Genomic DNA, 12462 nt, shown 5'->3' on the forward strand with positions numbered 1-12462 from the left:
TTTATTCGGTGATTTTAAAGGTAACCGTTGCCAGCGTGTTATCCGCCGGGAGAACCGAGGCATTGCCTTTGAATTTAACTTCACCTCGTTTTTCAACCGCACCATAAGTGTATGTTGCATTGCTGACGATGCCGACCGGGCAGCTATCCAGACACACCAGGCAGCCCGTTTTCTTCTCTTCTGCTGCCGTTAAATTACCGCCAAAGCGCATGTCCAGTTTCTTGCCATTACTGTCAACAATCACTTCATCGAAGGAATACGCTTTTGCCGCCCCTTGCCAGTTGACCGAAATATCCAGTTTGCTGCCTGTGACATGAGTCGTTTCTTTATTATCCATCGTCATGTTTTCGCCCGGTGTACCACCTGCCTCTTTCAGGGCTTCATAAAATGCTTTCGGGGTCGCATAACCCATAAACAGCGATTTATGTCCGTTGGAGCCATCTTTAAACACAATACCGTGACGAGTGTCGTCGGTGAGGAAACGACCATTAATTTGCACCAGCATGGTTACCGTATGGTTATTGGCATCGACACGCAGCGGTTGGCTGTTCGAAAGTCCGTCGTATTCCACTTTTGCACCCGCATTCTCTTTTTGATCGCAGCCGCTAAGCCCGGCAACAGCCAGTAAGCAGAGTGCAGCCAGTCCTTTTTTCCATGACGCTGAATAATGTTGCAACATCGTTCTATCCTTCATTTTTGGGGTGAGTAAGTGGGCTGCGGCGCGAAGCAGACAGATCCACATGTTTGTGTCGGGCGTAGAGTTTGGCGAGCTGGACGAGAATAAACAGCGCCAGGCCCGCCAGACAGAGTTGTAAAATAAAGCGCAGCGTAATGCCTTCATTGGCGAGATCGCTTGCCATCACGGTATAAATAACAATACCGGGCAGGGTCGTGAGTGCCGAAATAAGGGTATAAGGCCAGAAGGCGATTGTGGTTAATCCGTAAGCGTAATTTTGAATATTGTAAGGAAACAACGGGATTAAGCGGGTCAGAATAAGAAAATCAATACCGTTACGCGCAATGCCTTTTTCAATGGCCTGAAAGGTATGGCTATGGCCAACGTATTTCAGCAGTAAATCACGTCCCAGCCAGCGCGCCAGCAGGAATGAGCACGAGGAGGCCAGCGTGGCGGCAATTAATGATAGTAGTGTCCCTAAGAGCGGGCCAAAAACTATCCCTCCAGCGATCACCAGTATGCTTCCTGGTAACAGAAAGAAGGTGGCAATGATGAATAACAGAATATAGAGGCTATAACCGAACAATCCGCTCTGGCGAATGAGTGTTTGTAAGTGAGGTAAATCGGTGAGCAGCTCGAATAAACCGAAAGCGTGGATAGCGTAAATGACCAGCGCAAAAATAAGACAGGCAAAAAGAAATTTACGCTCAGCGTTCATTGTGGAGTTTCCTATATCAAACTTGATAATAGAGAAGTGGTCAGACAACTAAAAACGCAGTGACGGTATAACAAAGGGCGGCAGGCAACAAATCATTACTGACAGTTTGTTGATTTTTCTCAAGGTTAATTCTCCTGACCCAGTTTGAGCCAGGAGAACAGCTAAATTAGCGGCGGAAGGTCGCCCAGACGGGGGCGTGATCGGACGGTTTTTCCATGCTGCGGATTTCATAGTCGATGCCGGTTTCTACGCAACATTCTGCCAGCGGTTGGCTGGCGAGAAGCAGGTCGATACGCAGACCGCGGTTATCGTCAAAACCTTTTGAGCGGTAATCAAACCATGAGAAACGATCGGCTGTTTGCGGATTCGCATGGCGGAAGGTATCGACCAACCCCCAGCTCATCAGTCTCTCCATCCATTCGCGTTCTTCCGGAAGGAAAGAGCATTTTCCGGTACGCAGCCAGCGCTTACGGTTCTCTTCGCCAATGCCAATATCCAGGTCGCCAGGACTGATATTCATATCGCCCATAATCAGCACCGGATTTTCACGCTTGAGTTCGGTTTCCAGGTAGTTTTGCAGATTCTGATAAAACTGCGCCTTTGCCGGGAATTTTATCGGATGGTCGCGGCTTTCACCCTGCGGGAAGTAACCGTTGATCACGGTGACATTACCCAGCGGTGAGGGGATTTCCGCCATAATAATCCGCCGCTGCGCCTCTTCGTCGTCACCGGGAAAACCGCGACGCACGGCAATCGGCGTCTCTTTGGTCAGCAGCGCCACGCCATAATGGCCTTTCTGCCCGTGATAAAACACGTTGTAGCCGAGCTTCGCCACCTCTTCGAGTGGAAACATATCGTCATGAACTTTTGTCTCCTGCAGGCCAATCACATCCGGCTGGTGCTTTTCGACGATGGCTTCAAGCTGGTGAGGTCTGGCGCGCAGGCCGTTGATATTAAAAGAGACAAATTTCATAGTCGCTGCCATTTATTCAGATAAAGAGTGCGTGGATGGTAGCAGAATTTCGCTTTGCTTACCGCCTGTTGTTAAGTGATTTGATCGATGGTTGTTAATGATGTCAACGATGGCGCAAAAAATGCCCGCTTTTGGTGCGCGCTGCGTCAGAATGGCGCAGTAATTTCCAGTAAATTTCGTCAATGATCACAATTCCAGAATTATATTTTACTTCTGCATAACATTGCGTTTTTTATTCTTTTTATTCACCCATATCGCAAACGTATTCACTTTATATGCACTTTAAATGCATATGGTTTGGTTATAACTCCTTGATTTCCAGTTAGCCACCGCGGTTTATGCACTTTTATCACTGGCTGGCACGAACCCTGCAATCTACATTTACAGCGCAAACATTACTTATTATTAACATATAAATAACGAATTATTTACTGTAGAGGTCGCTATGTCTCAGCCAATTACGCGTGAAAACTTTGATGAATGGATGATACCTGTTTACGCTCCGGCACCGTTTATACCGGTACGTGGCGAAGGTTCGCGCTTGTGGGATCAGCAGGGGAAAGAGTATATCGACTTCGCGGGTGGCATTGCGGTGAACGCGCTGGGCCATGCGCACCCGGAACTGCGTGAGGCGCTGAACGAACAGGCGAGTAAGTTCTGGCATACCGGCAACGGTTACACCAACGAGCCGGTACTGCGACTGGCGAAAAAATTGATCGACGCCACGTTTGCCGATCGCGTCTTCTTTTGTAACTCCGGTGCGGAAGCCAACGAAGCGGCGCTAAAACTGGCGCGTAAATTCGCTCACGACCGCTACGGCAGCCATAAGAGCGGTATCGTGGCGTTCAAAAATGCGTTTCATGGTCGCACGCTGTTTACTGTCAGTGCGGGTGGGCAGCCCGCCTATTCACAGGATTTTGCGCCACTGCCGCCGGATATTCGTCATGCTGCATATAACGATATTAACTCTGCCAGCGCGCTGATTGACGACTCTACCTGTGCGGTGATTGTCGAACCCATCCAGGGGGAAGGCGGTGTGGTGCCAGCCAGCAACGCATTTTTACAAGGTCTGCGTGAATTGTGTGACCGCCACAATGCGCTGTTGATTTTTGATGAAGTACAAACCGGCGTCGGGCGCACCGGGGAACTGTATGCCTATATGCACTACGGCGTGACGCCTGATCTGTTAACTACCGCCAAAGCGCTGGGCGGCGGTTTCCCGGTCGGTGCGTTGTTGGCAACCGAAGAGTGCGCCAGCGTGATGACTGTTGGCACTCATGGCACCACCTATGGCGGCAATCCGCTGGCCTCGGCGGTGGCAGGCAAAGTGCTGGATCTCATCAACACGCCAGAGATGCTTAATGGCGTTAAACAGCGTCACGACTGGTTTGTTGAGCGTCTTAATACCATTAATCACCGCTACGGTTTGTTCAGTGAAGTTCGCGGCTTAGGTTTGTTGATTGGTTGCGTGTTGAATGCCGATTACGCCGGGCAAGCGAAACAGATCTCTCAGGAAGCGGCGAAAGCAGGCGTGATGGTACTGATTGCGGGTGGCAACGTGGTGCGTTTTGCGCCTGCGCTCAATGTTAGCGAAGAAGAGGTGACGACCGGACTGGATCGCTTTGCAGCTGCTTGCGAACACTTTGTTAGCCGAGGTTCTTCATGATGGTCATCCGTCCCGTTGAGCGTTCAGATGTCTCGGCGCTGATGCAGCTTGCCAGCAAAACGGGCGGCGGCCTGACGTCGCTTCCCGCCAATGAAGCCACGCTTTCGGCGCGTATCGAAAGGGCAATCAAAACCTGGCAAGGCGAACTGCCCAAAAGTGAGCAGGGCTATGTGTTCGTGCTGGAAGATAGCGAGACAGGCACAGTGGCGGGGATTTGCGCCATTGAGGTGGCAGTTGGGCTGAACGATCCCTGGTACAACTATCGCGTCGGCACGCTGGTTCACGCTTCGAAAGAGCTGAATGTCTATAACGCGTTGCCGACGCTGTTTCTCAGTAACGATCACACCGGCAGCAGCGAGCTGTGCACGCTGTTTCTCGACCCGGAGTGGCGCAAAGAGGGCAACGGCTATTTGCTGTCGAAATCGCGCTTTATGTTTATGGCGGCTTTTCGCGACAAGTTTAATGACAAAGTGGTTGCCGAAATGCGCGGGGTGATTGACGAACATGGCTATTCACCGTTCTGGCAAAGCCTCGGTAAGCGCTTCTTTTCGATGGATTTTAGCCGCGCCGATTTTCTCTGCGGCACCGGGCAAAAGGCATTTATTGCAGAACTGATGCCGAAACATCCGATCTATACCCACTTTTTATCTCAGGAAGCCCAGGACGTCATCGGTCAGGTACATCCGCAAACCGCGCCTGCCCGTGCGGTACTGGAGAAAGAAGGTTTTCGCTACCGTAATTATATCGACATCTTCGACGGTGGGCCGACGCTTGAGTGTGACATCGACCGCGTGCGCGCCATCCGTAAAAGTCGGCTGGTGGAAGTGGCAGAAGGGCAGCCTGCGCAGGGCGATTTTCCGGCCTGCCTGGTCGCCAATGAAAATTATCACCATTTCCGCGTGGTGCTGGTGCGTACCGATCCGGCAACCGAGCGTTTGATTTTAACCGCCGCACAACTGGATGCCCTCAAATGCCACGCAGGGGATCGCGTTCGTCTGGTGCGCCTGTGCGCAGAGGAGAAAACAGCATGACTTTATGGATTAACGGTGATTGGGTAACGGGCCAGGGCGCATTGCGTGTGAAGCGTAATCCGGTATCGGGCGAGGTGTTATGGCAAGGCAATGATGCCGATGCCGCTCAGGTCGGGCAGGCTTGTCGGGCAGCCCGTGCGGCGTTTCCGCGCTGGGCGCGTCTCTCCTTTGGCGATCGTCAGGTAAGAGTTGAACGCTTTGCCGGATTGCTGGAAAGCAATAAAGCCGAATTAACCGCGATTATTGCCAGAGAAACGGGTAAGCCGCGCTGGGAAGCGGCAACCGAAGTGACGGCGATGATCAATAAAATCGCGATATCAATTAAGGCGTATCATGTTCGTACCGGCGAGCAGCGTAGCGAAATGCCGGACGGCGCGGCGAGCCTGCGCCATCGCCCGCACGGCGTGCTGGCGGTGTTTGGGCCGTATAATTTCCCTGGTCATTTGCCGAACGGACATATCGTTCCGGCATTGCTGGCAGGTAACACCATTATCTTTAAACCCAGCGAACTGACACCGTGGAGTGGCGAAGCGGTAATGCGTTTATGGCAGCAGGCTGGCTTGCCGCCGGGCGTGCTGAACCTGGTGCAGGGCGGGCGTGAAACGGGTCAGGCGCTGAGTGCGCTGGAGGATCTCGACGGCTTGCTGTTTACCGGTAGCGCCAATACTGGCTACCAGTTGCATCGTCAGCTTTCCGGTCAGCCGGAGAAAATTCTCGCCCTCGAAATGGGCGGCAATAACCCGCTGATTATCGATGAGGTGGCGGATATCGACGCGGCTGTCCATCTGACCATTCAGTCGGCGTTTGTCACAGCCGGGCAACGCTGCACCTGCGCCCGCCGTTTATTGTTGAAAAGTGGAGCGCAGGGCGATGCATTTCTTGCCCGCCTGGTTGCCGTCAGCCAGCGATTAACGCCGGGCAACTGGGATGACGAACCGCAGCCGTTTATTGGCGGGCTGATTTCTGAACAGGCCGCACAGCAGGTGGTTACTGCCTGGCAGCAACTGGAAGCGATGGGCGGACGAACCCTGCTTGCGCCGCGCTTATTACAAGCAGGGACATCGTTGCTGACGCCGGGGATCATTGAAATGACAGGCGTTGCTGGCGTACCAGATGAAGAGGTGTTCGGACCGTTATTGCGCGTCTGGCGTTATGATACTTTCGATGAAGCGATTCGAATGGCGAATAACACTCGCTTCGGACTCTCTTGCGGACTGGTTTCCCCCGAGCGGGAAAAATTCGATCAACTGTTGCTGGAGGCGCGGGCGGGGATTGTTAACTGGAACAAACCGCTTACCGGCGCTGCCAGTACCGCGCCATTCGGCGGCATTGGCGCTTCCGGTAACCATCGCCCCAGCGCCTGGTATGCCGCAGATTACTGCGCCTGGCCGATGGCGAGTCTGGAGTCGGACTCGTTAACATTGCCCGCCACGCTTAACCCTGGGCTGGATTTTTCCGATGAGGTGGTGCGATGAACGCCTGGGAAATCAATTTCGACGGGCTGGTAGGGCTGACGCATCATTACGCGGGCCTGTCGTTTGGTAATGAAGCCTCCACCAGTCACCGTTTTCAGGTCTCTAACCCGCGACTGGCGGCGAAGCAGGGCTTACTGAAAATGAAAGCCCTTGCCGACGCGGGATTCCCCCAGGCTGTGATCCCGCCGCACGAGCGCCCGTTTATTCCGGTGCTGCGTCAGTTGGGTTTCAGTGGTAGCGATGAGCAGGTGCTGGAAAAGGTTGCACGCCAGGCACCGCACTGGCTTTCCAGTGTCAGCTCCGCTTCGCCAATGTGGGTAGCCAATGCGGCAACGATCGCGCCATCTGCCGATACGCTGGATGGCAAAGTGCATCTCACCGTTGCTAACCTGAACAATAAATTTCACCGTTCGCTGGAAGCGCCCGTCTCTGAATCGCTGTTAAAAGCGATTTTTAACGACGAAGAGAAATTTAGTGTCCATTCGGCGTTGCCGCAGGTAGCCTTGCTCGGTGATGAGGGGGCGGCAAACCACAATCGTCTCGGCGGTCATTACGGTGAACCGGGTATGCAACTTTTTGTCTACGGGCGAGAAGAGGGCAATGATACCCGGCCTTCCCGTTATCCGGCGCGACAGACTCGCGAAGCCAGCGAGGCGGTGGCAAGGCTGAATCAGGTGAATCCCCAACAGGTGATTTTCGCCCAGCAAAACCCGGACGTTATCGACCAGGGCGTTTTTCATAATGACGTGATTGCCGTGAGTAACCGCCAGGTGCTGTTTTGTCATCAACAGGCGTTCGCTCGACAGGTGCAGTTACTGGCAAACCTGCGTGCGCGGGTGAACGGTTTTATGGCGATAGAAGTTCCGGCGACTCAGGTTTCCGTGTCGGATGCGGTGTCTACGTATCTGTTTAACAGCCAGTTACTGAGCCGCGATGATGGTTCCATGATGTTGGTGCTGCCTCAGGAGTGTCGGGAACACGCAGGAGTATGGCGTTATCTCAATGAACTCCTTGCCGCTGACAACCCGATTAGCGAACTAAAAGTTTTTGATTTACGTGAAAGTATGGCAAACGGCGGCGGCCCGGCGTGCCTGCGGTTGCGCGTGGTATTGACAGAAGAAGAACGCCGGACGGTGAATCCGGCGGTGATGATGAACGATACGCTGTTTAATGTGCTCAATGACTGGGTGGATCGTTACTACCGCGATCGTCTTACTGCTGCCGATCTGGCCGACCCGCAATTGCTGCGCGAAGGGCGGGAAGCACTGGATGTATTGAGCCAATTACTGAATCTCGGTTCGGTTTATCCGTTCCAGCGCGAGGGAGGGGGCAATGGATAATTTTCTTGCTCTGACCTTAACGGGTAAAAAACCGGTTATCACCGAGCGAGAAATCAACGGCGTTCGCTGGCGCTGGCTGGGCGATGGTGTGCTGGAACTGACGCCATTAACGCCACCGCAAGGCGCACTGGTGATTTCAGCGGGAATACACGGTAATGAGACGGCACCTGTGGAGATGCTGGACGCGTTGCTTGGCGCGATATCTCACGGCGAGATCCCGTTACGTTGGCGGTTGCTGGTGATCCTCGGGAATCCTCTTGCGCTGAAGCAAGGGAAACGTTATTGCCATAGTGATATGAACCGAATGTTTGGCGGTCGTTGGCAGCTATTTGCTGAGAGCGGGGAAACCTGTCGGGCGCGTGAACTGGAACAGTGCCTGGAAGATTTTTATGACCAGGGCAAAGAATCTTTGCGCTGGCACCTTGATCTCCATACCGCAATTCGTGGCTCCTTGCATCCGCGGTTCGGTGTATTACCGCAACGCGACATTCCCTGGGACGAGAAATTTCTGACGTGGCTGGGTGCGGCGGGGCTGGAGGCGCTGGTGTTCCATCAGGAGCCTGGTGGTACGTTTACCCATTTCAGCGCCAGACATTTTGGCGCGCTGGCCTGTACGCTGGAACTCGGCAAAGCGTTGCCCTTTGGACAAAACGATCTTCGCCAGTTTGCAGTCACTGCCAGCGCCATTGCTGCGCTGCTATCTGGTGAGAATGTCGGTATCGTGAGAACGCCGCCGCTCCGTTATCGGGTGGTTTCGCAAATTACTCGCCACTCGCCGTCCTTCGAAATGCATATGGCAAGTGACACGCTGAATTTTATGCCGTTTGAGAAAGGAACATTGCTGGCGCAGGACGGGGAGGAACGTTTTACCGTAACCCATGATGTAGAGTATGTATTATTCCCTAATCCATTGGTAGCGTTGGGATTACGCGCGGGATTAATGCTCGAAAAAATAAGCTAATACTTACCCGCAGAAATCATTCTGCGGGTATTAAGTTGCTTTCTTATAAATTAATACAGATTAATCCTGGTTATTTGCTTTATTTATCACCAGTCATCCGGTATAGTTCTTCATAATCTCTGCAAAATCATCGTGTTGTAATATTCTCTCATCACTCTCCATCAAATTTTCTTTTTTTCTCCATAATTGGCGCAAAAGTGTTTTTTACACTTTCATTGTTTTACCGTTGCTCTGATTAATTGACGCTAAAGTCAGTAAAGTTAATCTCGTCAACACGGCACGCTACTTAAGAAAGCCGTAATAAATAACTGAAAGGAAGGATATAGAATATGCGTAAATTAACTGCACTGTTTGTTGCCTCTACCCTGGCTCTTGGCGCGGCTAACCTGGCCCATGCCGCAGACACCACTACCGCAGCACCGGCTGACGCGAAGCCGATGATGCACCACAAAGGCAAGTTCGGTCCGCATCAGGACATGATGTTCAAAGACCTGAACCTGACCGACGCGCAGAAACAGCAGATCCGCGAAATCATGAAAGGCCAGCGTGACCAGATGAAACGTCCGCCGCTGGAAGAACGCCGCGCAATGCATGACATCATTGCCAGCGATACCTTCGATAAAGCAAAAGCTGAAGCGCAGATCGCAAAAATGGAAGAACAGCGCAAAGCTAACATGCTGGCGCACATGGAAACCCAGAACAAAATTTACAACATCCTGACGCCGGAACAGAAAAAGCAATTTAATGCTAATTTTGAGAAGCGTCTGACAGAACGTCCAGCGGCAAAAGGTAAAATGCCTGCAACTGCTGAATAATCTTTCAGCCAAAAAACTTAAGACCGCCGGTCTTGTCCACTACCTTGCAGTAATGCGGTGGACAGGATCGGCGGTTTTCTTTTTTGTTCTCAAACAGATGCAAAAAAAGCCTGATCGCCACTAACGTAAATCACCCGAGTTGCCGATAACCATCCACGGTTACCTGAACGATAACAATGAAAAGAACGGGCCGGGAGCGAGTATGGAATACTTTGATATGCGTAAAATGTCGGTGAATCTGTGGCGAAATGCTGCCGGTGAAACGCGCGAAATTTGCACTTTCCCACCGGCAAAACGTGATTTTTACTGGCGTGCCAGCATTGCATCCATCGCGGCGAATGGGGAGTTTTCTTTGTTTCCTGGTATGGAAAGGATAGTGACGTTGCTGGAAGGCGGCGAGATGTTCCTTGAAAGCGCAGACCGCTTTAACCATACCCTAAAGCCGTTACAGCCTTTTGCCTTTGCGGCGGACCAGGTGGTTAAAGCGAAACTGACGGCAGGGCAGATGTCGATGGATTTCAACATCATGACACGACTGGATGTCTGTAAGGCGAAAGTCAGAATTGCCGAACGTACGTTTACTACCTTTGGCTCACGCGGCGGGGTAGTGTTTGTGATTAACGGGGCGTGGCAACTGGGCGATAAACTGCTCACTACCGACCAGGGCGCGTGCTGGTTCGATGGCAGGCACACCCTGCGGCTTTTACAACCGCAAGGTAAACTGTTGTTCAGTGAAATCAACTGGCTTGCTGGTCATTCGCCGGATCAAGTTCAGTAATTTCATAGTTACCGGAAAGCAGCGGCTTACAAAGAATTTTATAACCGTCGTGATCAAACCCGGCGGGTGTCCGAATTAACGTTGTCGCTTCTTCCAGCGAATTAACCGCCCCCAGCCACAGCCAGTTTTGAATAATATGATATTGAGTCATTTCCGGGTGCTGTTCTTTCAATGCCACCGCCCCTTGCCAAGGCCAACACACCACCCGCAAACGCTCCAGAGCCTGGCGCAAGCGTAGCGCATGTTCCTCATGGCTCTCTTTACCGCAACACGCCCCGGCGCAACGTTTTAATGCAGAACGAAAACATGAACGACCGCGGCTTAACGGTTCCAGTCCCAACAGGCCATAACAAAGTTTTTGTTCATCGGCGATGGTCTGCAATGCTTGCAAAGCTGCGCGCCTATTGGCAAACAGGCCAAACAGGTTGGAGGCTCGTGAAAAATCCACCTCTTTGGCATACACCACATCAACACGCTTTTCATTTAATTGCAGGGCGCAGAGCTGGCGATTGCGGCGCAAGCGTTTATTAAACAGCGGCTGTTGTTCTTTGATTAATCGCGCTTCAAGGAGTAGAGCGCCGATTTCGCCTGCGGTGCAGATCCAGCTAATTCGCCGGGATTGCCGCAGCATGGCGGCTTCATCAGGGGTGCGTAAATGAGAAAGCACCCGACTGCGGATATTAACGCTTTTGCCGATATAGAGCGGCATGGTGTCACTTTCGCCATGAAACAGATACACCCCTGGTCGGGTGGGTAAGTCATTAAGGAATGAACGTAAATGTTCGGGATATTCATAAATTGCCGCAGCTTCAAATTCGAGCCGCGGAGAAGTTAAACGCCGTACCACTGTTGACTCCGAATGCTGGTTATCTATCCAGTGTAACAGGCGGGGAGCGATTAAAAAAGAGGCGGGTTGATGACAAAGGTTACACCGTCTGACGTGCTACGCCTGTCAGGCCTATTCGACTCATGCAATATATTGAATTTGCATAGTTTTGTGGGGCGAATAAGGCGTTCACGCCGCATCCGGCGTGAACAAAGTACTCTTTTTCGCACAAACCAATATGTGCAAATTATTACTTATTCCAGAAATCATCGAAAACGGTAATTGGCGGACGGCGTTTATGTTCGGTTTTCAGATACCAGTTCTCTATTGTTCTGGCGACCTGTTCAGGTAGGTTTTTCCCTTCCAGATAGTCGTCGATATTGTCATAGGTCACGCCGAGTGCCACTTCATCTGGCAGAGAAGGGCGATCATCTTCCAGATCGGCCGTTGGGGCTTTCTTATAAAGGTGTTCCGGGCAACCTAATGCCGCCAGTAACTGTTTACCCTGGCGTTTGTTGAGACGATACAGCGGATTAATGTCCGTACCGCCGTCACCATATTTAGTGAAGAATCCGGTAATGGCTTCTGCAGCATGATCGGTGCCCACCACGACACCGCTGGTCATACCCGCAATGCTATATTGTGCTTTCATCCGCTCACGCGCTTTTTCATTGCCACGGACAAAATCACTTAATTCAATACCCGCTTCGCGCAGCGCCTGTTCGCTGGCCAATACCGCGCCCTTGATATTAACGGTTAATACGCGATCCGGTTGAATAAAGGCAATGGCATCCTGGCAATCTTGTTCGTCGGCCTGAACACCATAGGGCAGGCGTACGGCAATAAATTGCAGTGATTCGTTGCCGGTTTCCTGGCGCAGCTCATTAATCGCCATCTGGCACAGCTTACCGACAAGCGTGGAGTCCTGACCGCCGCTGATCCCGAGCACCAGTGATTTAATGAACGGATAAGTTTGCAGGTAGCTTTTCAGAAAATCGACACTACGACGAATTTCCTCTTCAGCATTAATCTGCGGTTTTGCGCCCAGCGCCTTTATTATTTGTTGTTGCAATGTCATTGAACCCCTCCAGACAGAAAAGACAAAACTTCCTTAAAGCTAACCCGTTGCTACTGAAACGACAAGCGACAGCGGGTTGAATGGTGGTTAAAACGTCATACAGGAATCCTCTGAAAGCGGAGCCG

The 12462-nt window shown here is 51.9% G+C and carries 12 protein-coding genes; 7 read left to right on the plus strand and 5 right to left on the minus strand.

Features of this window, described 5'->3' with window-relative positions; genetic code table 11:
- Nucleotide 1 precedes the first annotated feature (1 nt).
- From ydjY to xthA, 3 genes are all read right to left on the minus strand, one after another.
- Complete coding sequence (gene ydjY / locus ACK8NJ_RS10470; protein WP_001544600.1) at nucleotides 2–679, minus strand: lipoprotein YdjY; 678 nt, start codon at nucleotides 677–679, stop codon at nucleotides 2–4.
- Between the two features lie 4 nt (nucleotides 680–683).
- Nucleotides 684–1394, minus strand: coding sequence for a TVP38/TMEM64 family protein (locus tag ACK8NJ_RS10475; RefSeq protein WP_411962423.1), 711 nt, complete (start codon nucleotides 1392–1394; stop codon nucleotides 684–686).
- Nucleotides 1395–1560: 166 nt separating this feature from the next.
- Nucleotides 1561–2367, minus strand: coding sequence for an exodeoxyribonuclease III (xthA, locus tag ACK8NJ_RS10480; RefSeq protein WP_000673927.1), 807 nt, complete (start codon nucleotides 2365–2367; stop codon nucleotides 1561–1563).
- A gap of 445 nt (nucleotides 2368–2812) precedes the next feature.
- Here xthA and astC point away from each other — a divergent pair, with 445 nt between their 5' ends.
- From astC to ves, 7 genes are all read left to right on the plus strand, one after another.
- Nucleotides 2813–4033, plus strand: coding sequence for a succinylornithine/acetylornithine transaminase (astC, locus tag ACK8NJ_RS10485; RefSeq protein WP_000082004.1), 1221 nt, complete (start codon nucleotides 2813–2815; stop codon nucleotides 4031–4033).
- Nucleotides 4030–5064, plus strand: a complete 1035-nt coding sequence (gene astA, locus ACK8NJ_RS10490) for an arginine N-succinyltransferase (RefSeq protein WP_000989429.1) — start codon at nucleotides 4030–4032, stop codon at nucleotides 5062–5064. Before astC ends, astA begins: the two co-directional genes overlap by 4 nt.
- Complete coding sequence (gene astD / locus ACK8NJ_RS10495) at nucleotides 5061–6539, plus strand: succinylglutamate-semialdehyde dehydrogenase (RefSeq protein WP_096978870.1); 1479 nt, start codon at nucleotides 5061–5063, stop codon at nucleotides 6537–6539. Before astA ends, astD begins: the two co-directional genes overlap by 4 nt.
- On the plus strand, nucleotides 6536–7879 hold the full coding sequence (gene astB / locus ACK8NJ_RS10500) for an N-succinylarginine dihydrolase (RefSeq protein ID WP_115423271.1): 1344 nt from the start codon (nucleotides 6536–6538) through the stop codon (nucleotides 7877–7879). The genes astD and astB overlap by 4 nt, the downstream gene beginning before the upstream one ends.
- Nucleotides 7872–8840: a succinylglutamate desuccinylase gene (gene astE / locus ACK8NJ_RS10505; RefSeq protein WP_115423270.1), complete on the plus strand. Its 969-nt coding sequence runs from the start codon at nucleotides 7872–7874 to the stop codon at nucleotides 8838–8840. Before astB ends, astE begins: the two co-directional genes overlap by 8 nt.
- A 329-nt stretch (nucleotides 8841–9169) precedes the next feature.
- Nucleotides 9170–9655, plus strand: a complete 486-nt coding sequence (gene spy / locus ACK8NJ_RS10510) for an ATP-independent periplasmic protein-refolding chaperone Spy (RefSeq protein WP_001228981.1) — start codon at nucleotides 9170–9172, stop codon at nucleotides 9653–9655.
- A gap of 202 nt (nucleotides 9656–9857) precedes the next feature.
- Entirely contained in the window at nucleotides 9858–10433 is a 576-nt protein-coding gene (gene ves / locus ACK8NJ_RS10515) for an environmental stress-induced protein Ves (protein WP_000455601.1), read from the plus strand.
- Here ves and cho read toward each other — a convergent pair.
- A complete protein-coding gene (gene cho / locus ACK8NJ_RS10520; protein ID WP_000252403.1) occupies nucleotides 10393–11280 on the minus strand; it encodes an excinuclease Cho in 888 nt (295 codons plus the stop codon). The genes ves and cho overlap by 41 nt on opposite strands.
- 229 nt (nucleotides 11281–11509) lie before the next feature.
- The gene (gene nadE / locus ACK8NJ_RS10525) at nucleotides 11510–12337 is read right to left on the minus strand and encodes an ammonia-dependent NAD(+) synthetase (RefSeq protein WP_411962424.1); all 828 of its coding nucleotides are present in this window, start codon (nucleotides 12335–12337) and stop codon (nucleotides 11510–11512) included.
- Between the last annotated feature and the right edge of the window lie 125 nt (nucleotides 12338–12462).

It is taken from the genome of Escherichia sp. F1, from assembly GCF_046764225.1.
In the GTDB taxonomy this organism is placed as follows: Bacteria; Pseudomonadota; Gammaproteobacteria; order Enterobacterales; family Enterobacteriaceae; genus Escherichia; species Escherichia coli.